The sequence below is a fragment of the Spongiibacter nanhainus genome (assembly GCF_016132545.1).
Lineage (GTDB): Bacteria > Pseudomonadota > Gammaproteobacteria > Pseudomonadales > Spongiibacteraceae > Spongiibacter > Spongiibacter nanhainus.
The window spans coordinates 3,011,106-3,033,166 of sequence record NZ_CP066167.1; the positions used below are offsets into that span (position 1 = coordinate 3,011,106).

Here is a 22,061-nt window from a genome sequence, read left to right on the forward strand (position 1 = left end):
CCGTGACCGGCTGTCATAACAGGATCACACTACAGAGCTAGACGGCTATTTTTCTTGCCTCTCCGATATACATATAACCCGTCACTTTCGGAAAGGTTTTCATATAACAGGTCTCCAGCGCTGTTATCTCAAAACCTGACGAGCCAATAAGTTTGGCGATCGAGCGGTTCAAGTGGCAGCCGCCCACCATTTTCTTCCACATCGGTGTTATGCGGTGCTGCCATTTTGCAACTCGGGTATGACTGGAATGCCCGTGTTCACAAAACAACAGCCGTCCATCCTGCTTCAACACACGGTGCATTTGCTGCAATGCCGCCTGCCAATCAGGGATCGTACAAAGGGTGTAGGTCAACACAATGGTATCGACACTCTGATCATCCAAAGGTATTTCCTCGCCTGGCAGGTCCAGCCATTCTACCCGTACCGGCGACTTTTTAAGATTCGCTTGAGCTTTTTGTCGCATGCCTTTTGACGGCTCCAGCCCCCAAACGAAATCGACCCTGTCGGCGTTATAAAGTGGCAGATTGATACCACTTCCCATACCAACTTCTAGCACCACACCCGTTGCCTGGGGCACCACCTTCGCACGCTGCTCCATCACAGATCCGTGACTGCACAAAGTATCTAGCAAATGTGGAAGTATCTTATTGTCATATACACTCATGGAGAACTCGATATATAAGCGCTTCGGACTTAAGCCCAGTCAGTTGATGTCGATACGGGATGTTTCCGGCACAAAAAGAATGGCCAAAAACCCTATCAGCACAGAAATAAACATATAGGCCGATACGGCCATAGAGGTACCAAAGGCATGATAAAGACTGGTAGCAATGACCGGCACGAAGGCGCCCCCAAATAACGTCCCGACCTGATAAGAGAGTGAATTACCGGTGTAGCGAACCCGGGTGGGGAAGAGCTCCGACAACAGCGCTGCTATTGGCGAGTACATCGCAGCCAACGCCAGCGCCAGCCCGATCAAGGCAACCCCCATAAGCCAAACATTCATGGTGTCGATCAGTAAAAAGAACGGAAATACCCACGCTAGCGCTGCTATTGAGCCGGCGATATAGATGCGACGGCGCCCCAAACGATCAGACCAGGCAGCAAAAATCAGGCAGGTTAGCAACCACACTGCCGATGCTACCAATACCAGCGTCACCATGGTGGATTTGGCCATGCCAAGCACTCCGACCCCATAGCTAAGTATGTAAGCAATCAGGACATAACCAATCATTGTGGTGCTGGAGTGGGCAAGGCCACCAGTAATGACGGGTCGCCAGTGGGATTTCAGCACCTCAAGAATAGGCAAGCGCTCGCCACTGGTATCGCGCCTTTTGGCGGAGGCATATATCGGTGTCTCTTCAATTTGAAGTCGGATTACTAGGCCTATGATGACCAAGATGGCGCTCAGCAAAAATGGGACTCGCCAGCCCCACACCAGAAACTGGTCCTCAGGCACCAACGCCAATGCACCGAGAAAGGCAATGTTTGCGAGAATCAGACCAGCAGGTGTACCTATCTGGACAAAACCACCATATAGACCTCGACGGTTTGGCGGCGCATACTCCACCGCCATTAATACTGCACCACCCCACTCGCCACCCACGCCGATCCCCTGGAAGATACGTAGTACGACCAACAATATTGGCGCCCAAATACCAATATCATGATAGGTTGGCAAACAGCCGATTAATACGGTAGCGATACCCATACTGAGCAGACAGAACACCAGCATGCTCTTGCGGCCAACCCGGTCGCCAAAGTGCCCCACAACCAATCCTCCAATGGGCCTGGCAATGAAACCCACGGCAAAGGTCGAAAACGCTGCCAGCTGTCCGACCAAATCCGACACGTCGGGAAAAAACAGCGGAGCAAAGACCAACGCCGCCGCAGACGCGTAGATAAAAAAGTCGTACCACTCAAAGGTGGTGCCAATAAAACTCGCAAGCAGGACTTTCCGAGCTTGGCGCTGTTGCTCTGTAGTCTGAGTCATTCACTGAGCTCTTATGGTATATCTCTTTAAGGTGTTACCACTTCATCATTGGCAAGGGATTAAGTGGGTGCCTAACGAACCAACAGCACGACATTCGGACCAGCATTTTGTGGAAACCGGCATTGGGATACGTCTCTACTAACCGGGAGTATTTTGCTCGACTCAAACCGAACCTCACCAAGCCTTTAGAAAAGTCGACCAGATCGGCTTTTCGGAAGAGTTCCACAAGGTAGGATGAAGCGGAATCCACGGGCCGAAGTTTGTGATGCTCCAGGATCATGGCACTGACTTCATCTGACCAGTCTTCAAGGCCGTGCTTTTCCAAGTACTGAACAGCAGGTGGCACAGAGGGCGGTAGGTAATCCAGTGTATTCGCCGTCCACAAACCAATATCGTGAAACGCCGCCGCAATGGCAATTTTGTGGCGGTCTTCTTCATCAGTGGCTTGCAATAAATCGCAGATCTCGGCCATACGAATGCAGTGATTCCGGTAACCAGGGAAGTCGCTACCGATGACCTCTCGGTAATCTTCAAGAATTTCGTCGATACGCTCGTTATATGTTTCTGACACTTTAGTCTGACCTCGTTGTTTTTATTACAGGTCCCACTTAATTGCGCTGAATCCGCCTACTTCATGCAGGGTGAATTAATAGTGAGATATTCACCAACCATCACTCCACCGCTGTAGAGTCGCTTAACGTGGCACCGTGAAAATGCACTTTCTCGCCCCCCAACAATGCACTGCCATAGATAAGTCTGTTGTCAAAGTTCACTAATAGCGTCACGTAGTCGCCGTAGTCCCTTTCGAACCACGCCAACATAAAGGTATTCTCATCGATTTCAAACGCCTTGTAAGGAAATGGCCCCCACCACTTATCGGGTTTGCTGCCTGATAAATAGCGGTAGCTTACTGCCCCATCTTTAAAGCGAAGGTTGTACTCCCTACCAGTTGTATAGCTGTAGGTGATGTCCTTACCGTCTAAGGCAGACGTCGGTTTCTTAAGATCGCCAGCCCAAGATGGCGTAACCATCAGCATCACGGCTATCAACGCTATCCGGACCATGACTAAGAACCTCCACCCGCTTCGCGGTGTGACTGCAGCGGTTTATGATCAACCGACACCTTCAAGGTTGGGCGGTCCGGATCCCGCTCGGGCAACGCACTGACAGGTTTCATCGTTGTAATGCTCCGGCGCGCCAGCTGCATGTACTCCTCCGTACCCTTTGACTTCCATGCTATCTCGTCGTCTGATAGCTCTCGGATTAGACGTGCCGGGGACCCTGCGGCCAAATTCCCGGCTGGAACGACAAAACCTGACTTAATAAAGGAACACGCCGCAACAATAGCACTTTCGCCTATCTCGGCGTCGTCCATTACTACACTGTTCATACCGATCAAGGCATTTTTGCGCACACAACAACCGTGAAGTACCGCACCGTGACCGACATGCCCATACTCCCCAACTACTACTTTTTTACCCGGAAAAGAATGGATCACGCAGGTATCCTGCACATTCGCACCATCGCCAATTTCTATTTGACCGAAATCGCCCCTGAGACAAGCTGCAGGACCGATGTAGCAGTTTTGACCCACGATGACATCACCAATCAGTATTGCGTCCGGATGTACAAAGCTGGAGGGATGCACAACCGGAATGACGCCATCAATCTCATAGACTTTAGCCATAGTCGTCCTGTATGTAAGGCTTATACGATGCTCAAAAAAAACGCCCACTAAGGGGCGCACAACAGAGTCCTGGGCAGGTGGCGAGCATTACTCGCCGCGCATACCCTCTTCCAACAATGCTTCCATTTTGGGAATCGCTTGCTGAATTAGCTCGCCCATTGCCTGGATATTCTTCGCGACCTCCGGGTCTTCGAAATCCAGTAGCGGGCTAAACAAGTCAGTTCTTGCTTCATTGATCCACTTAACTACAGCAGGCTCAGTCAACCAGACCGCCATATTTTTGCTGTTCTGAAGCGCACAGCGCAGATAGTCTATTTCCAGATATGGCAGAGGCACTGGGTGACACAGCTCGTTCTTGCGATCTTCGTCTGCCTCCACATTGCACTCGACGTTGCCGATAAAGCCGGCACTGTAGACTTGCTGACACATCCGCACTGTTTGCAGCGTGATCGTATTGCCATCAAAGACCTTGGTATCGGCAACCTTGGGAAGGCCATCAGCAGCACAGTCGACAAACACAGCGTTAGCCGGCGTGGGGTGGCTACCTTTGGACATCACCATCTCTTGAGGAGACACGGCCTCGAGGTAGCCCATGCGAACGATATTTTTGACGCGACGCAATTGCTCCAGCTCGAGCTCAGTGAAAGTTGCACAGCGCCAGCGAGTAGGTTTGTGAGCGGGGTCCAGTTGTTTTATCAGTTCCCGATTATCGAGCCGGTTGTAGAAATCCCGGTAGTTCTCTGCCTCCAGCGCACACTCAAGAATACCGATAGCGTACTGCGTAACAGGATCGCTAAACTTGCGGCCGGGATCTACGGTGAAGCGGTCAAACATCCACGCATCAGCAGGCATAATCCAGGTAATTCGATCAGGATCGATATCATTACTTAGCAGGAATAACACAGCGTCCATACCTGTCTTACCGGAACCGACAATCACGAAGTTGTCGTGGTAAGGAGCCACCCTCGGCAAATCGTTGACCGCAATCGCCTTCGCACCTTCGGCAACATCAAAAGTCGGAGGACGCTGTGATGGTACTGTTACATTCAGATAAGTGGAGTCGACAACTTTGCTTGTCTTGAACTGATATTCTTCGCCGCTAACAGTGTTTCTTGCCTTGCCAGTAACCTTGTCGTATTCACACATCGGAAGAAATTTAACCCGACCCGAAGGGATAAATCGACGGCGCATAACATTATCGAAGTACGCAACCACTTCGCTGCCGCTAGCCAACTCGTAGCAGCCTTTATTCAGACCAAATTCATCTCGGCGATCACCGCCCAGTTCAGTGGAGTTTACACCGTAACAGGTAGACGTCTGGTGTAGGCGGCAGAATGGGTAAACATAGTTCCAGTGACCACCGGGACGAAAATTCTTATCGACCATAATGATGGTCTTGTCACTGTGGGTAAGAATCTCATCGGCAAAGGCCATGCCCATACCGCCAGCACCGACCACTAGATAATCAGCTTCTAATATTTCCGCCATTCTGGATTCCTCACAAATACGTCTTTATTTTTTAACAACTGCCTTTCGATACCGGTAAATCTTGTGAATACCGAATATAGCTCGGGCATACCATTCACTGAACGGGGGGTTGAGGTAAACTCGTTAACGCCCCGATCACTAGTTTTATTCGGGCACTCGCCTTTCGCAACTATGGTGATAGTGTGTCCGCAAATTCGCTTACGCAACTGATCGGCAGTGCATCTTCCCTAGCAGGCAGTGCAAATTTTAAGCTCCCTGAGCGGGGTGGCAGACGGCATTTTCTTTGGCTAGGGCCACCATCGCGGCGCAAGCCGCCAGCAGGGCCCCCATAACTATCTGTTTTTATTGAATTTATTGCTAATCCCGACCCAGCCTCTGCAGTGCTGCGTGGGTCAAGTAGTCGTGATAAATACTTTCGTCATTGGCTCGACTCCTGTGGCCACCCTCGAGCTCTTTGACCTGTTCAATACGGGTCATTCTGCCAGATTGGAACTCATAGGCATGCAAGTAGGTCCAGGACCAGTAGGGATGCTTTCCATCCATCACTTGCCTTTCGCCATCGTCGTAGAGGCTGTAGCACCCATCAAAAGAACGGAACTCATTCCCTTTTCGGTCGTAGGTTACCATCGCGACCGGCATGCCGTTGCGCACATCAAACCATACGCGCTTTTTGCTTACCGGTGCCCGGGCAAAAGCAACGGGCTCAGCCTCACAAACAATCGTTTCAGGAACCAGCTCTACGACACTGTCAAAGAAGGTTTCATCCTCACCACCACCGTGAACATCATGCTCCCAATTTTCATGCTTGCCATTCCAGCCGCCCGAGACCCCAGCCAATAATGGCTGACGCCCGATCACTTTGTAATTACCCCAGGTCAGCAACGGGTCACCCGCGGCCCAGGCGTCGGATAGATACAGCGCAGAACCTGGGACCAGCGGCTCGAAACGCTGATTTGTCGGAAACTGACGAATTCGGCGGAAGCTCGGTACATAGCCATAAAGGGTTGGGAATTCGTTCTGATCATATGGCCAAATATTCAGATAGCTAGCGCCGCGCTCCGACTCAGGCGACAAATAAGCCACAGTGTTGTAGCGAAGCTTGTCTTCATGCCCGGGCCAGTAAGGTTTGGGATCCAAAGTCAAACGACCGACCGGCGCCAGCTCTGCCCAAACGAGATCGTATTCATAGTCAACGACACCATCCCGGCGGATGTCGTACTCTCGCATGGCATACAGGCTTGCGTCGTGTCGCCCCCAGGACAGCGTCAGGCCGGCAAACAACTCTAAAGCGTCAGTAGTAGCCGGAAAGGGGTGACCGCCAATCCAGGGCTTACCGTCCTTTGTGACAACATTGCCTTTGTCGCTGAAGCGCGCTTTTCCCTGGTTGGATAGCGTCGCTTCCATGTATTCCCACGGTCCAAGCTTCATCCAGTCCATGGTGGTAGGCAGCACTTTTAGCCGACGTCCCATATTTTTCACATGCTGGTACTTCGCTGGCTCTAGCAGGCCTTTTACTAACTCTACATTATCCGCGGTAATGTAGTCCCCGGTCGAAATTTTACCTTTTGTGTAGTTGTCTATGGACAATAGCTCATCGGGATAGGCTTTCTCGATCGTCCCCGCTTTGTCTATGGCCGCCCACAGCGGAGACGTTAAACCGGCCCCCAGACCGGATGCCGCGTACTTGAGGAGTTTTCGCCTATCGATATCAAAAAGCCAATCTTTCATATAGCCCTCCACAAAAAAGCCGGCTACTACTATATAGCCGGCAAAGGGGTGATATTTGCATCACCCGTCCCACTGGGCAGAGTTGATTACAGTTGATAGGTAAACCGCATACCCACTTCCTGTACGTGATCCAAGGCGCGAGTGAGGGTCTTGCTACCGTCACCATGCAGATCACCTGTTACATAGTTGTAGTAGAGGTCAACACTCATACCACTACCTGGGTTCCACTTGATAAGAGGCTGAGCCAGCAGGCCACCTTCTACATCGTATAGGAATGCCCACTCTGCAATAAACTTCCGGTTAGGCCATGGTTGGAAACCAGCAAATACCAAATAGTTCGCGCTGGAAATGCCATCTGGCGTTTTCGGCTCAGTATTACCAACGTTTCCGCCGTAGCCGTCCAGGTGCAGGCCCACCAGATCACTCTCACTGCGGTGCATGAACTGACCGACCAAGTAGGCTGCTGGGAAGCTCTCGCTCCATCTATGCCATTTTTCCGCCACCAGTGTAATGATGTACTCGTCGGTCTTCAGACCATCCTTGCCCAGATCCGGCGAGGTAAAGACACGCTCCGGCGTGTACTGCGCCTCCAGGTTCAGAATAATTTGGTTCCAAAATGAGTTGTTATCCTCGGTCTCGGTGACGTAACTAAGGCCTAAACCAAATACGTCCTCGCGATAGTAATCGCGTTGTAAGTTACCGCGGATACTGCCACCAGAAGCAACAAAGAACGTGTTAAGCAGAGCGCGAGCTTCATCAACATTAGCCACTGGAGAAGCAAATACGTCACGAAGTGCAGGGAAATCCATGATCGCCGCATTGATAACATCGACACCATTGACGCGAACACTAGCAGCAGTAGCAAACCACTCTACGTCACTGTAGACACCACCAGGCCCGACGGTGAAGGGCGAATGGCTTAGCGCCTCGCCAACACTATCGTATAAGCGACAGAAGTTATCGTAGGGGTTTTGATCGCCACTGCAGCGCGGTTTCGCCAGGTAGCCGGTTTCTACAACAGTACCCAAGGTGCCACCCCAAGGTGTCAAGCCCTTCTCAATACCACTCTCAGCCCACCGGAATACACCGAGAGGGTTGTAGCGGCTAACATACATTGCCTGCCAGCCCCAGTTACCGTAGTCCCCTTTCAGGCGGAAACCACCGTCGAGCTTGCTGTCATAACCTCCGGAGTGGTAGTTATCCAAAGGCTTATTGAACTGAGCGGGAATTACGTTGTAGGGCGTCCCCGGGTTGGGAAGAATGTCAGGCTGAAACTTACCAATAAAGCCATCGAACAGGATATTTTGGGTCGCCTGCACAGTCGCACGCAAGGCCAACTTGGGTACCCGCTCATCTTCAAATTCCTCAATCCCACGATCAAGAATCAGGTGGCGGCGAAGATCCAAACCATTGGCCACGTCCAAGGTACGGAAGAAGATGGCCTGTCCCCAGGCGATCTGCTGGTTACCAAAGCGGAAATCGTATTTCCCCGACTTGTAGTTAATGATAAATGTTGGAAAATCGACCATGTAGTCTCGGCCGGCGAACTCCAGGGGATTGATATTGTCCCCATTTCGACCTTTAGCCTGGTAGAAATTGGTCTCTCCGGTATCCGCGTAGCGATCAAACCGGCCTTTAGCAATGCCGCCTTGATCGTTCATGACATCCATGGCGTCAAAGCCATCGTGTACAACCGGATCAAAAACCGCACGCAATTTAACATTCAAACGCCACTGGCGATTGAAGCGCATATCCATCTCACCACTAAATCGCAAGTTGACCTGATTAAAGTCATAGTCTTCTGCGGTGGCGCGATCGTCTCGAATAATGGTGTCGTTGGTATCTAAAACAAATGGAAGCGCCGGGATCGGGGTAGTTCCCCATGGCCCACCACCCAAATCAGGTGGCAAAAATGCCTGACGAGACACTTCCTCATTCTGGTAGGGGAATGCATTTTGGTTGTATGGGTTTTGATCGCTGTTTGTTTTAAACGCTGCATCAATCCGAAACTGGCCCAAGAAGGTCGTCTTCTCGACAAGGCTCTCAATCAAACCCTCGGCATAAACGGAACTACTCAGCATCCCCCCAACGGAGAGCGCCAAGGCAGGAACCATGCCTCTATATCTCATTTTCATGTTATTAGGTCCTCTCTATTCGACCGATCGTTATATTTTTTACTTAAATGGATTAAGAGAAAGAATCCGTCCACTGTGGCCCACCGCCACGATATTCTTTGAAGAACCACGCTCACTGACTACTAAGCCGGCGTACCAGTTTAGGGAGATATCCAACGCGTCGAATTCACGCCAGGTATTACCTTGATCAGTACTAACAACAGAAACGCGCTGTCCAATAGCAAAAATGTTACCGTCAGCATCACCCGCGATAGCAAACAGACTTGCCCGAGTTGATGTCGGCTTTGCCTGCCAGGATAAGCCGCCATCTCTCGAGATCAGCACCAGACCGGACTGCCCGGTGGCATAGCCGGTATCTCCATAGAACTTCAGGTCAAACAGTGTCGGCGCGATGACATCGCCCTTTTCTGGGTGTCGATAGGTGACTTCCCAGGTGTCCCCACCATCAGTGGAGGTCAACAGTTGACCGTATTCGCCGCCAATCAGAATGCGGTTATCAGCAAACACTTTGACGACATAGTTAGTAGGCTCATCCCGAATCACGGCGGTATCGCCGGCACCAGAATCGTACAGAGGCGCCCAATCCGGCCTTAACAGCTCCCAGGATTGACCCGCATCTGTTGATCGCATCAACGTGCCAAATGCACCAACCGCTATTGCCAGGCCTCGCTCATTCATGTCGACGCCCAGCAGGCGCATGCGAGCGTCGGAACCAATCTGCTTCCAGCCCTTCCAGCCTACGTTGACAACAACTTCTCCTAACTGACCGACAGCAACAGCGCCTTTCTTAGTGAGTGCAATGCTGGTAAGTGCAAGATTTGTGTCGGCGTTCTCTCTATTCCAAGTCTCACCCCCGTCGGTGGACTTCATTACCAGCCCCGCCTCGCCAACCGCGTAGCCCATCTTCCCCATCATTTCGACGTCATAGAGCCGATCGGTGGGTGTCTGCGTCGAGATCAAGGTTCCCTCACTGGCAGTGGCTGAAACAGACAGCATGCCTAAGGTCGCAACCAGTAATACCAAGATCGTTGTTTTAGGAGATGAAATAATTCTCATCTAACTCTCCCCTTCGTTATAAGAATGGCTAGCACCGACAAACGGGTGCTAGCCATAAGCGCAAACCTACGTTTACGCACGACCCAGTGACTGCAGAGCCTGCTGGGTACAGTAGGTCTCGAACAACCAGTCTTCATCGATCTGGAAGAGAGACTCTGTGCCTACGCCTTTTTTGGCGTGGTGAGTTTTCGACATCCGCTTGTTCTGGTGGTCGTAGATCATTACATATGTCCATGACCATGCTGGGGTTTTACCATCAGCACTGAGAACAACACGATTGCCGTCTGCGCCACCACCAACAAATTGACCGAAGGCCATTTCGAAGTTAGCCCAGAGCTTTCCTTGACGGTCATAACGCATACAACCACAAGGCACACTGTTACGAGCGTCAGCAAACACCTGTTTCTTGCTTACCGGTGAACGCGGGTATCCCACTGGCTCACACTCTGTCACGATCACATCAGGACACATTTCATATTCTGTTTCCCAGAACTTAGGATTATTTGCCTGAGTTACTGGCTCCCAGTTATCGTCAGTGCTACCAAAATTACCGTTACAGGCCAGCAGCATAGGCTTGCGGTCAGTAATTTTGTGGTTGCCCCAGGTCAGGTACGGGTCGCCCGCGGCCCAAGGGTCGGTCAGGAACCAGGTAGCACCGGGAATCAGCGGTTCAAAGCGCTGGTTAGCCGGGAACTGACGAACACGACGGAACTCAGGAAGGTAACCGTACAGATCGGGGATTTTGTTCTGGTCGTACGCCCAGTTACTCAAGAATGACGTACCGCGAACGTCTTGTGAGTTACTGAAGTAAACACACTGGCGACGAATTTCGTTGTCGTACCCACGGAATACTTTGCGGTCTGTACGAGCCTGCATTTGCAGCTCTACCCACTGGAAGTCGTACTCGTATTCCAGACCGCCGTCTGCGCCGTAGTCCCACTGCCGGATCGCATAGGTGTTTGCGTCGGCACGGCCCCAGCTCATTGCCATGTTGGCCCAGATTTCCTTACCATTTTTGGGGCTTGTGAAAGGTAGACCACCACCCCAGGCCTTGCCCGCGTCATCGACAACGTTGCCGTTGCTATCAAACTTACCGCTGCGACCTTCAGCGAGGTTGCGCTTCATGGCTTCGTAGTAGGAGTTATTGAACAACTGACGCAAGTCAGTGGTTGGCGCACGTATTTTAATTCGGCGCCCTTCATTGAGAATCTGGTCATAAATAGAAGGGTCGAGCAGGTGCTTGGCATGCTCTACGTTATCAGCCGTGAGGTAATCACCGACACTGATTTGACCCTTTGTCTGATCTTCTACTGAATACAACTCGTCAGGGTATGCCTTTAAAAGATTGAGGTCTTTTGCCATTACTTTTTCCAATGGCATCAGGACCCCAGCGGCCGCACCTGCGGCCATCCCCTTGAGGAGCTGCCGCCGGCTAAAGTTCATATCGTATTTACGAATGTGCATTACTACCTCCAGATTTATTCTTTAAAGTGACCACATTACATGTGCCGCCTGCGGCCGGACGGATTCTTCTTACCAACCTAAGTAACTACACGCTGCTCGTATTAAGGCTAGGCTGTTGCTTCACAGCACCCCGCTCAGTGTTGCCTGCAGCTTCTTCTTCGTTGTACCAGGAGAGGTCGATACTTTCCCCGACCATCAAGTCGTTACGTGTGACAAACTTGGGCTTGACGATATAGACGATCAACGGCAGCACCAGCAGCGCCAGCACCATGTTGATCAACATTACCGAGGACAGCAGCAGGCCCATGTCTGCCATAAATTTGAGATCCGACAGGAAGTACCAGGGCAGGATGCCCACCAACATAATCGAGGCGGTAAACATAATCGCCTTACCGGTAGTGGTCAGCGCTTCAACAATCGCCTTCTCCCAGTTTTCGCCCTGCGCACCATATTCCTCACAGATTCTGGATAGCAGGTAGATACCGTAGTCGATGCCCACACCAACACCGAGCACCGCCACCATGACCGAGTTGATATCCAAGCCAATACCGAGCAAATGCATTGCCGCGGTCAGATAGAAATTAGCCAAGACAACCGGGATAAGCAGAACAATCGACGCCACAAATGACTTGTAAGCAAATGAAGCGATAAAAAAGATCGCTACACAGGCCAGCCCCAGCATGATCCACTCGTAGCGTTTGACCACCTGGTTCTGAGCTTCCTGCAGGGCGATGGTACCTGATGCCATGCGGACATTGATGGTATCGTGATCGCCGCCAACTTCTGCTACAGCCTTACGGGCTGCGGCCAGGGCCTTGTCAATCGTTTCCTGCTTGTTGTCCCGATAGAACAGCGATACGGCACTGTGCTGGAACTGGAAGTCGGTCACGTCGGCGAAGTTCAGCGGGTTTTGCCCAAAGGCAACTGCCACACCCGCCGCGTTAACCGCTCGGTCTGTGGGGTCCAACGTCAGCCACGCGGGATGACCGCCGGAGTATAGACGCGAACCTTCTTCCATGAAGTCAGAGAAGCTGCGGGTTGCCTTAGCCGGGTTCTCACCACTCATAACGCTTCGAACAATGGCCTTGGAAACCTCATAGGCTTCTCGGCTCCGAGCTGCGCGAGCCTGAACGTTATCCGGATCTTTAGACTCCAGAATGATCTCCAACGAGTTAACACCAGGGAAGTGATCGTTAACATCTCGGGTACCGACGTTAAAGTCAGAATCGTTCCACAGCAGGTTACTACCCTCAGTCGGGTTACCGATGGCAACCTGCCGCGACACAATAATCACCACAACAGATACGACAGCCACCACGGTTGCCACCATCCGAGTGCGCTTTTTGTTGCCGGTGATGAGGGCACCCACCGCGGTCAACACCTTCTTTTGCATACCGTGAATGCCTTTATCACTCACATCGCCACCAGTTATGGTGTCGATATTTTTCGGTGTAGGCATGTAAGACAACAGTACGGCGATCAGCATCACGCCAGTGGGAATGAGGAAGAAGGCCCAGAAGCCACAGAACAAAGCAAAGCGCTGCATCGCTGGAATGGGCGCGACGCCGATACAGAGGATAGCCAGGGTATCGGTGATAATACCGAACACACTGGGCGCCATCATCACTGCCAGGGTCGCCTCGGAGGCCAGCCTGCGGTCTTTGAGCTCATGAAAGACCTCATAGAAGCGCTCGGTATATTGCACGCAGTGGGAGAAGGATCGCGCTATCAGCAGCAGCGGCACCACCATCAGCAGAGGCTCGATGGGGGATTCTAGCCAACCCACCAGACCAAAGCCCCAAATAGCGGCGACAATACTACAGATAATTGGCGTGGCAATGCCCGCAAGGTTGCGCATATAGAACACTAGCGCCAACAGCAGCAAGCCAACGGTAACCGCAAAGATGGTATAAGTCTGCTCCTGAAGCAGGTAGATCCAACCAGTCAGGATAGGTTGACCCACTACACGGATCGCGTGCTCCCCATCACTTGCGGCCTCGGCAAGCTTGCGCACTTCAGCAAACACATGACCGTAGTCCAACAAGTGCTCATGGAAACCGGCGCGAATCAGAGTGGCCTTCTCATCAGAGGAGACAAGATAGGTGCGCGCCATCGGCGAGCGCTCCACGCGCCGGCGCAAATCCTGCAACTCGGCCTCGCCTTCCGGAATGCGATCCCCCATCAGAGGCTGCATCTCCACGCCCATTGACGTAGCTTCGGCGTAATTGGCTTTTTCAGTGGTGATCGAAATAATCCGGTCGTGGTCCACGCCCTCGATTAAGTCGATGTCCCGAGTGAGATCCCAAACTTTTTGCAGCGTGTCTTCGTTATAGATCAGCTCTCCATCAGTCCGCTTGACCATCACGGTTACAGTCAAGGGGTTACCAAAATTGGGGTGATCTTTGAAAGTCTGAACAAAGGCATCATCCGCAGGCAATAGGTCGGCAAAAATCGTTCTGATATCGACCTTGGGAACACCCAACGCAAAGAAGATGGTGATGATTAAAAAGGTAAACGCCACATACGCGCGCTTGGCCATCACCCACTTTGCAATTTTAAAACGTAAATTATCCATATCCGCACTACTTTGTATGTTTATTTATCCGCCACACACCACTTGCAGTCACCCAAGGAGAAGGCAGCTTATACCCAGAGTGTCTACCACCGACGCCCGAAGAGCCTATTCCACTGTGCAAATCGAGTGACATAATGTGCACCACCGGCCCTATTCGCTGACCCGAACGATAGATTTACCGATATTACGCCCCTCGAAGAGCTCCCTCAGAGCGGTAGGCGCATTCTCGAGACCTTTCGTTACATGCTCCACAGGCTTGACGGCGCCCAACTTTATCCATGCCGTCATCTCCTGCAGAAACTCCCGATGCACATCGGTGTGCAAGTAATCCAATACCAGCGACCCCTCTACGCGGAGTCGTTTCAGCAGTATCTCGTTTAGCACCGCCATGGTGCGATCATGCCCACCTGGTAATTCCATCATTGAGTAAAGTGCCATCAAGCCACACACCGCGATGCGACCATTGATAGCCATATAGGGGAACGCTGCATCGAAGCTGAAGCCACCGGCAGAGACCACCATCGCGTTGATACCACCATCAATGGATCGGCCTATTTTCGCTGCCAAATCCTTATCGGTATGCTTGAAGCAGTCGGAGTACCCCATCGAGGCAACGGCAAGCTCGCACTTTTCATCGGAGCCTGCAGTCCCAAATACACGCCCACCTTTCAGCTTGGCGATTTGGCCAATCATTTGACCCAACGCGCCGGCAGCGGCACTGCAAAAAACTGCATCTCCAGGCTTAATATTTAGGACATTCCGATTTGCGAGGTAAGCACCAAAACCGGCCGCGCCAAGAGAACCAAGCATATAAGATGGCGAGGGCACATCAGGGTCAATCTTATGAATATCTTTACCGGTACTGATGTGGTAATCCTTCCACCCCCACAGACCGTAAACGTACTCTTCCTCGTTATAACCCTCTAAATTTGAGGCTATAATTCGACCCACTGTCGCACCATACATAACATCACCAATATCAATTGGCTTTGCCTGCTCGGATACTTTTTTTACTTTGGAGAAAAGATAAGGGTCCATTCCCAGCCACACAGTTTGTATTAGAACCTCACCCTCACCTGGCTCTCTAATACTTGCTTCCTCTAGCTTGAAACACTTCTCTGTGGGAATTTGAAAACGCGGCCGCTCCTTGAGCACCACACACCTATTAAGCATCGACATAGCATTTACCTCTTATTAGCTTTTTGCTAAGGATGCACTTAGGTCAAAAAACCGACGTAGCTAGCTGTGCATTTGGGGTGACAATTAGTGCGGGATTGGAGATCCCCAACAAGGGGGAAAATCGCTAAAAATATTGCGAATCCAGTTAGGGCATTGCCTAACAATTACCAGAATAAATCAGCCGCAAAAAAGGGGAGTAAAACACCGGCTGCGTGAATATACAGCAGCGTAGCCAGCATAAAAAGCGACCGACTATTTACAGGAAGCAATCCTGAATTCGCTTGGCGTTTTACCAAACTGCGATTTAAATAGACGCGTGAATGTCGCGTATTCGCTAAACCCTGAGTCAAACGCAATATCAGTTATTTTTCTATTTTTTTGCTGATTGTCGAGCAGTGTCCGCATGGCCGCTTCGAGCCTAATCTCTCTAATCAATTTAACCGGTGTTGTATCAATCTCTTCGAATAACATATACAGAGAACGGCGAGACATACACATAGCTGAAGCCAATTCATCAGGGCCGAAATCACTGTTAGACAGGTTGCGGATGATATGATCTCTGGCTTTATTCAAACGGGGATCTTCAAAGGATTTCACACCGATTTGCTCGGCGGATCGATACAGGAGCTTTGTAATCATTACCTGCACAGCATCCAAAACCGTTGCCACATCCTCTTCCTCGTCCTCTCGGTTGGCAGCAGTAAGCGCCATCAGAGTGCCCAACACTGAGCGGGAGGAAGCCCCCTTGTAGAGAGTAGTGCCACAGATAGATTCGGAGATATGCTCCCAGCCTGCACAATAGCTGTGCGGCAACATAAGCACTGCGAACTTGGCACCTTCTGACATCTCAATCTTGTAAGGTCGCGCACTGTCGCAAACCGATGCCTGACCAGGGCTCAGGATACAACTGTTCTTATCCTGCTCCAGTCTTAAACTGCCATTGAGCTGCCACATTATTTTAATCAGGCCATCGTCGGTGAGCTCTGACAAATGGCGAGTTCTCTTTACGTGTCCTGCAGGTGCTTTGATAAGGCTGAGGCTTGATGAACCGACTTCTTGAGCTGATATTTCTGCAGAGAAATCTCGAGAGCTACCGTTCTTGAATTCCAGCCACGGAAAGTTGTCACGAACGAAATCTTTCCACTCTTTAAAACAACTTACGCTTCTGACAACGGTGGGCTGCCAGCCTAATGTAGAGATAGCGCTTTCAGCTGCAAGCTGATTCTTCGGGACATTCATAACACACCTTTTTGATATTTATTAGGATATTTTAAGTGTCGTCAACTAACTATTACTTTCTTACTCAGCCGGCCCCACCACACTGAGACCGGCCTTATTACTTATCGTGCTTTATGCCGCTTTCTGCCTAGCCTGCTTTAGAGCAGCCAAGCCGATAACAGCAAGCGCCCACAATGCCAGCACACCAAACAGGTAAGCAGGAGCCAGACCCAAGAAGCTGAAGACACCACCTTCACCAAGATGGCTGTCCGCGAAGGCCAACGCTCTGTTATCACTGAGGTTACCGAAGAAGTAGAAGCCCACATTCGACCAACCGTCGAGAATGATGATAGCACCTAACAGCTTGGCTTTCTTTGCTGCAAAATCCAGGTGAGGCAAAACGACAGCAATGGCGATCACCATCATACCGTTGAGCATCGGCCCCGAGTGCGCCTTCTTCCAGCCTTCAGGCGTTCCAGGCATATCAAACTCGAGAATGTATCCCGGGATAATCTCGAAGCCCCCGACTATACTCATCCAGTAAAACACACCAAACAACAAGGCCGAGCACATCATCAAAGCCCCGTGCCCTAGCATTTTTACCTGAAACGATTGTGGCATTATTTTCTCCCCACTCATTTATTCGATTTATGGTTTAATCAGCATCATGGTTACCGCTTATAGCAGCCGACGCCTGCCGGCTGAACAGGGGTCAAACAGACTCACCTAGTAAGCTACTAACACATGGTAAAAACCATAACACAATTCATTATATTAGTGTAAAGGTTTTTTTCTGTATCATTTTAGTATTCTTAATTAGTATAAAAACACCTTGTTTATGCAAAACAAGGTCAAAAAAGGTCTTTCTAGCAATTTTCGCGACTCATCAAGTCTGCATTCACTCATTACAAACACGCCTCACGCACGGTATCGAATTGAGCGGGCAGCGACTCACAAAAATCAATAAAGAGCTTTAGGTCAAGGACTTAGGAGTACAGTGGCGCTAGAATTGCCACAAAACGGAACTGCATAAACAAGCGCAGCGACCAGGGGAGAGGAAGGGGAAAAAAGCCGCCAGACGCGTGCGCTGGGGTTGTTCGAACTGGCGGCAAACGGGAATAGTGATCCTGCCCGCCACTGATGGACACCCTGTTAAGCGAGTAAACTACGCGACAGAGGTGAACTATGACAAGCAAGACAGGAACCAAGAAGAAGAGCCGCAGACAGCACTCGCCGGAGTTTCGGGCGGAAGCACTGGCCTTGGCCGAGAAGGTCGGCATCTCCAAAGCAGCGCAGGAACTCGGGCTCCACAGTTCGCAGCTCTATGGCTGGAGATCAAGGGCCAGGACAAAGCGAGATCAAAGCGATCTGGAGCAGAGTCAGGCAGCAGAGATTGCGCGGCTGAAACGCCGATTGGCTGAGCAGGAAGAGGAGCTAGCCATCGTAAAAAAGGCGGCCACATACTTCGCCAAGAGCCTGAAGTGAAGTATGTGTTTATGGGTGAACATCAGGGCATTTTTGGGATTTCGGCAATGTGCCGGGTACTCCAGGTCTCCCGTAGCGGGTTCTATGCCTGGCGCCATCGAGAGAACCATCCTTCGCCCCGGCGGCGTCGCCGGGAACAACTCGATAAAGCCGTCAATGAGGCGTTTGACGCTCGCAAAGGTCGCTCAGGATCACCCAGGTTAGTTCACGATCTTGCAGATGCGGGGCACTACCACGATCGGAAAACCATCGCTGACAGCATGCGGCGACAGGGATTACGGGCCAAGGCAGCGAAGAAGTTCAAGGCGACCACAAACTCCCGGCATAACCTGCCGGTAGCGCCCAATTTGTTGCAACAGGACTTTACGGCCACCGCGCCGAATCAGAAGTACGTGGGCGACATCACGTACCTTTGGACTGGAGAGGGCTGGTTATACCTGGCAGTCGTAATCGACCTGTACTCGCGGCTGGTTGTGGGCTGGGCCATGTCGGAGCGAATGACTGCGCAGTTGGTTTGTGATGCGCTACAGATGGCCCTGTGGCGACGCCGCATGCCAACCGGAGTTATTGTTCACTCAGATCGCGGCAGCCAGTACTGTTCCGGCTCCTATCAGCAGCTAATCAAGGAACGCGGCTTGCTGTGCAGCATGAGTGCGAAGGGTAACTGTTACGACAATGCCTGCGCCGAGAGCTTTTTCCACTCTCTAAAAGTGGAGGCCATTCACGGTGAGCGATTCGCCACGCGCGAGGAGATGCGGCAAACCGTATTCGAGTACATCGAAGTGGATTACAATCGAACCCGCCGACACAGTGCCAACGGCTTTATTAGCCCAGAAGCATTTGAGGCAAAAAACGTCGCTTAATAACGTGTCCACTGTTGGCGGGCAGGATCATAGCTTAATCAGTAACGACGGTAACGACCTTCTCCTCGGTGTAGGCCAGCACACCGGCCAATCCGCACTCTCGGCCGATACCACTTTGCTTCACGCCACCCCAGGGCAAGCGAGCATCAATGGGTGCCCAGCAATTCACACCCACAGCGCCGGCTCTCACTCGCTTGGCCAGGCGGTGAGCCCGCTTAACATCACTGGTCCAAATCGTGGCACCTAGGCCGTAGACAGTACCGTTGGCGACCTCAACGGCCTCATCCTCGTCCTTGAAAGAGATAATGGTGGCCACAGGCCCAAAAATCTCTTCCTGGGCGATCACCATGTCGTTTGTGGCACCACCAAATACGGTTGGCTTAACAAACCAGCCTTGTTCATAAGTGCTCTCGCCACCCGCCAACAGCTTGGCGCCAGACTCAACGCCTATGCGAATGTAGTTGTTAACCCGATCCAGCTGTACTTTCTTCGCCACCGGCCCCATCTGTACACCGTCATCGCCCGGGTTACCCACCACAATGCTCTTGGCGACTTCAGCCAGTCGCGCCGAAAACTCCTCGGCGATATCTTCGTGCACGAGAATTCTCGAGCCCGCCGCACAAATCTGCCCTTGGTTGAAGAAGATACCCATTGCACATCCGGCAACAGCCTCGTCGAGATTAGCATCGGAGTACACGACTTGCGGGCTCTTGCCGCCTAACTCCAGGGACACCCGCTTAAAGTCTTCAACCGCTTCACGCTGGATCTGCTGCCCCACAGCTGGACTGCCTGTGAAGGTAATTTTGTCGACATCGGGATGACGCACCAGCGCAGAGCCAATCGTTGACCCAGACCCAGTAACGACATTTACAACACCATCAGGGAACCCCGCTTCTTTGGCGAGCTTCGCCAAGTGCAGGGCCGACATAGGCGTCTCTTCAGAGGGCTTGATGACAACGGTACAACCCGCGGCCAACAGAGGCGCCACCTTCCAGCAGGTAATCATGAAAGGCGTGTTCCAGGGTACGATAGCACCGACAACACCTACCGCCTCGTGGACGGTGTAAGACAAGGTCGGGCGCCCCAGGTATCCGGGGGTTGGGATCGTTCGACCCTCTAGCTTATCTGCCCAACCCGCTGAAGTCCGGATAGTTTGTATGGCATTAGGCAGATCCAGAATGCGCGGCTCCATTGGCACACGACCGATACATGCCGCATCCATATCCGCCAGCAGGTCGGCATCACGCTCTACAAGGTCCGCCAACTTGTTCAGCAGACAACCGCGATCGTAACCGCTCAGGGCTGACCACTCGCCTTGATCGAACTGCAATCGCGCCGCCGCGACGGCAGCATTAACATCTTCTGCACCACCGAAAGAATACGAGGCCAGCACGGTCTCATCGACCGGGTTGATCAACTCACGTCGACCGCCATCCACCGACTCCACATCTGCGCCATTGATGAAGTGGCACATGGCTTTCGGGAGGCTTGAAATTCCAGTTTGTTCTATACCCACAGCTAAATCTCCGCATTATTATTAGCGTACGATTGTGACAGTGGACATTTCACCGCAATTTCAGAGGGGCAACTTTCTAGCGAGTGCACTTACGATGATAATCCGTGCAAAGGCTTTGCCGCCCTACCCTTGAACAACCTCATTGATCTGCATCGCCGGAGAGATATCAGTATAGTTTTTTACATCGGCCAGAATCTCCTTCTGCACAGACGAAAAAGCCGTCATAAAGGCCTGCTGACTCGGCGAATAAATATGGCAGGCAGCAATTACCCCAGGCTCACTGCCTGGCGCCGGACCGCTAACCCCTTTATCAATCTCATACTTTAAACACGCCTCACCCAGCAGACTCTTGATCATCGGCAGGTGCTGCTCGGCGTAGTATTGGTGATCAAACTTGCCGCCTTCCTTGTTTTTGTAAGTAATACTGACCTTTATCATTGGTATACCTCAACTAGCTTTCTGTGATTTTTTCCAAGATTATGGCCACGCCCTGACCATTCTCTGACGACGCAGCACACAAGGCATATCGCCCCTGCGTTGTGTGCAAACGATTAAGAGCAGTGACCACCAGGCGGGCCGATGAGGCGCCGGCGGCCTCACCTATCGTCAAATCCCCCCCATTGGCGTTGAATTTTGGCGATGCCAATGGCAAGTCCAGCTCCCGCATGATGCAAAGCGCCTCAACTGCGCAAACCTCGTTAACTTCAAATAAGTCCATATCGGCACTGGATAAACCACTCGCCGCGAACACCGCTGTGATGGCGTCCAGGCAATAGGGGCGATCACTATCGACAGGAGTCTCGGTAGTGGCATGAGCAATGATCTTTACGCGGGGCCGCAAACGCACAGCCTGGATAGCGGAATCAGAGGCCAACAACAGGCAGCAGGCGCCTTCCGCTGCTAACGAGAACCCCTGCCCCACGCCAATATTGACGCGATCTTGATCCGATACTGGAGCCAATGGCTGGCTGGCCTGTCTGACAGCGATTTCCAGCTCATCATCACTAAAATAGTGACCTGAAGAAGAGTCACCGGACTTGTACACCATGCACTCACGGTCAAAAAATCCGCGACGACGCGCATCCAAGGCCTTTTCTATCGCCGACAGCGTATAGGCGTCTCGAGTATCGTTGGAAATCTCATAACGCCGGCTCAACCGCGCGCGACGATCAACTTTCTCGGTCATATTGACAACAAAGTAACCGCCGTTTCGCACATCAGGATGCACGGGTATTTTCTTGACACTCTCGGCCTCAGACCCCGTGCCAGCACCGGATATTAGCGATGAATCAACACCCGCTGCGCCACCAACCCCTCCGACTACTGTAAATCGGCGCAGGCCCGCGGCTATATCGAGGTATGCCTGACCAACAGCCGCCAGGCCAGAGCAATAGGAAAAATTCAACGACTTGGCCGGCACTGTGGCTTTAATGGCCGTACCAGACAGGTATTCGGTGACAAACTTCCCGAATTCGGGAACGGCCGAGAATTTTTTATTGTTGGAACCGATGTACAAACCGTCTACGCTGCCCCAATCCAGCGACGCGTTCCTCCTCGTCATATCCCGCAAAGGTAGCGCCGCCAGGCTGGCCATGGATAAGCTATGAAAATAGCTATTTACATTAGCAAAAGGTGTTCGTACGGCCCCACATATGTAAGCCGAATTCATATGAG

At 51.8% G+C, this 22,061-nt stretch carries 18 protein-coding genes; 1 reads left to right on the forward strand and 17 read right to left on the reverse strand.

Annotated features, from left to right (window positions below; genetic code table 11):
• Positions 1-37: 37 nt before the first annotated feature.
• The 14 genes from I6N98_RS13730 to styC all read right to left on the reverse strand — a co-directional run bounded on the left by I6N98_RS13730 (position 38) and on the right by styC (position 17,144).
• Complete coding sequence (locus tag I6N98_RS13730) at positions 38-598, reverse strand: class I SAM-dependent methyltransferase (RefSeq protein ID WP_232787343.1); 561 nt, start codon at positions 596-598, stop codon at positions 38-40.
• A 105-nt stretch (positions 599-703) separates the two neighbouring features.
• Entirely contained in the window at positions 704-1,993 is a 1,290-nt protein-coding gene (locus I6N98_RS13735; RefSeq protein ID WP_198568919.1) for an MFS transporter, read from the reverse strand.
• 34 nt (positions 1,994-2,027) lie between these two features.
• Positions 2,028-2,564 carry an HD domain-containing protein gene (locus I6N98_RS13740; RefSeq protein ID WP_198568920.1) on the reverse strand — a complete coding sequence of 179 codons (537 nt, stop codon included), beginning with the start codon at positions 2,562-2,564 and terminating at the stop codon, positions 2,028-2,030.
• Between the two features lie 100 nt (positions 2,565-2,664).
• Positions 2,665-3,057, reverse strand: a complete 393-nt coding sequence (locus I6N98_RS13745; protein ID WP_198568921.1) for a phenolic acid decarboxylase — start codon at positions 3,055-3,057, stop codon at positions 2,665-2,667.
• Between the two features lie 2 nt (positions 3,058-3,059).
• Positions 3,060-3,680, reverse strand: coding sequence for an acyltransferase (locus tag I6N98_RS13750; protein WP_198568922.1), 621 nt, complete (start codon positions 3,678-3,680; stop codon positions 3,060-3,062).
• Positions 3,681-3,767: 87 nt separating this feature from the next.
• Positions 3,768-5,168 carry an NAD(P)/FAD-dependent oxidoreductase gene (locus tag I6N98_RS13755; RefSeq protein ID WP_198568923.1) on the reverse strand — a complete coding sequence of 467 codons (1,401 nt, stop codon included), beginning with the start codon at positions 5,166-5,168 and terminating at the stop codon, positions 3,768-3,770.
• Positions 5,169-5,525: 357 nt separating this feature from the next.
• Positions 5,526-6,896, reverse strand: a complete 1,371-nt coding sequence (locus tag I6N98_RS13760; protein ID WP_198568924.1) for a DUF1329 domain-containing protein — start codon at positions 6,894-6,896, stop codon at positions 5,526-5,528.
• An 86-nt stretch (positions 6,897-6,982) separates the two neighbouring features.
• On the reverse strand, positions 6,983-9,031 hold the full coding sequence (locus I6N98_RS13765) for a DUF1302 family protein (protein ID WP_198568925.1): 2,049 nt from the start codon (positions 9,029-9,031) through the stop codon (positions 6,983-6,985).
• A gap of 39 nt (positions 9,032-9,070) precedes the next feature.
• Positions 9,071-10,087, reverse strand: a complete 1,017-nt coding sequence (locus tag I6N98_RS13770; RefSeq protein ID WP_198568926.1) for a WD40/YVTN/BNR-like repeat-containing protein — start codon at positions 10,085-10,087, stop codon at positions 9,071-9,073.
• 72 nt (positions 10,088-10,159) lie between these two features.
• Positions 10,160-11,551 (reverse strand): DUF1329 domain-containing protein, encoded by a 1,392-nt coding sequence (locus tag I6N98_RS13775; protein WP_198568927.1) that lies wholly within the window; start codon positions 11,549-11,551, stop codon positions 10,160-10,162.
• Between the two features lie 85 nt (positions 11,552-11,636).
• Positions 11,637-14,126, reverse strand: a complete 2,490-nt coding sequence (locus I6N98_RS13780) for an efflux RND transporter permease subunit (RefSeq protein ID WP_198568928.1) — start codon at positions 14,124-14,126, stop codon at positions 11,637-11,639.
• A gap of 150 nt (positions 14,127-14,276) precedes the next feature.
• Complete coding sequence (locus I6N98_RS13785) at positions 14,277-15,305, reverse strand: MDR family NADP-dependent oxidoreductase (RefSeq protein ID WP_198568929.1); 1,029 nt, start codon at positions 15,303-15,305, stop codon at positions 14,277-14,279.
• A 252-nt stretch (positions 15,306-15,557) separates the two neighbouring features.
• Entirely contained in the window at positions 15,558-16,544 is a 987-nt protein-coding gene (locus I6N98_RS13790; RefSeq protein ID WP_198568930.1) for a helix-turn-helix domain-containing protein, read from the reverse strand.
• 111 nt (positions 16,545-16,655) lie between these two features.
• Positions 16,656-17,144 (reverse strand): styrene-oxide isomerase StyC, encoded by a 489-nt coding sequence (gene styC, locus I6N98_RS13795; RefSeq protein ID WP_198568931.1) that lies wholly within the window; start codon positions 17,142-17,144, stop codon positions 16,656-16,658.
• Between the two features lie 564 nt (positions 17,145-17,708).
• Here styC and I6N98_RS13800 point away from each other — a divergent pair.
• A protein-coding gene (locus tag I6N98_RS13800; RefSeq protein WP_420496970.1) for an IS3 family transposase occupies positions 17,709-18,871 on the forward strand; the annotation gives its coding sequence in 2 pieces (ribosomal slippage) (positions 17,709-17,967 and positions 17,967-18,871; 1,164 coding nt in all).
• Between the two features lie 34 nt (positions 18,872-18,905).
• Here the strand turns inward: I6N98_RS13800 and I6N98_RS13805 are convergent.
• From I6N98_RS13805 to I6N98_RS13815, 3 genes are all read right to left on the reverse strand, one after another.
• The gene (locus I6N98_RS13805) at positions 18,906-20,387 is read right to left on the reverse strand and encodes an aldehyde dehydrogenase family protein (protein ID WP_232787344.1); all 1,482 of its coding nucleotides are present in this window, start codon (positions 20,385-20,387) and stop codon (positions 18,906-18,908) included.
• A gap of 123 nt (positions 20,388-20,510) precedes the next feature.
• A complete protein-coding gene (locus I6N98_RS13810) occupies positions 20,511-20,825 on the reverse strand; it encodes an EthD family reductase (protein ID WP_198568933.1) in 315 nt (104 codons plus the stop codon).
• 13 nt (positions 20,826-20,838) lie between these two features.
• Complete coding sequence (locus I6N98_RS13815; RefSeq protein ID WP_198568934.1) at positions 20,839-22,056, reverse strand: thiolase family protein; 1,218 nt, start codon at positions 22,054-22,056, stop codon at positions 20,839-20,841.
• Positions 22,057-22,061 lie beyond the last annotated feature (5 nt).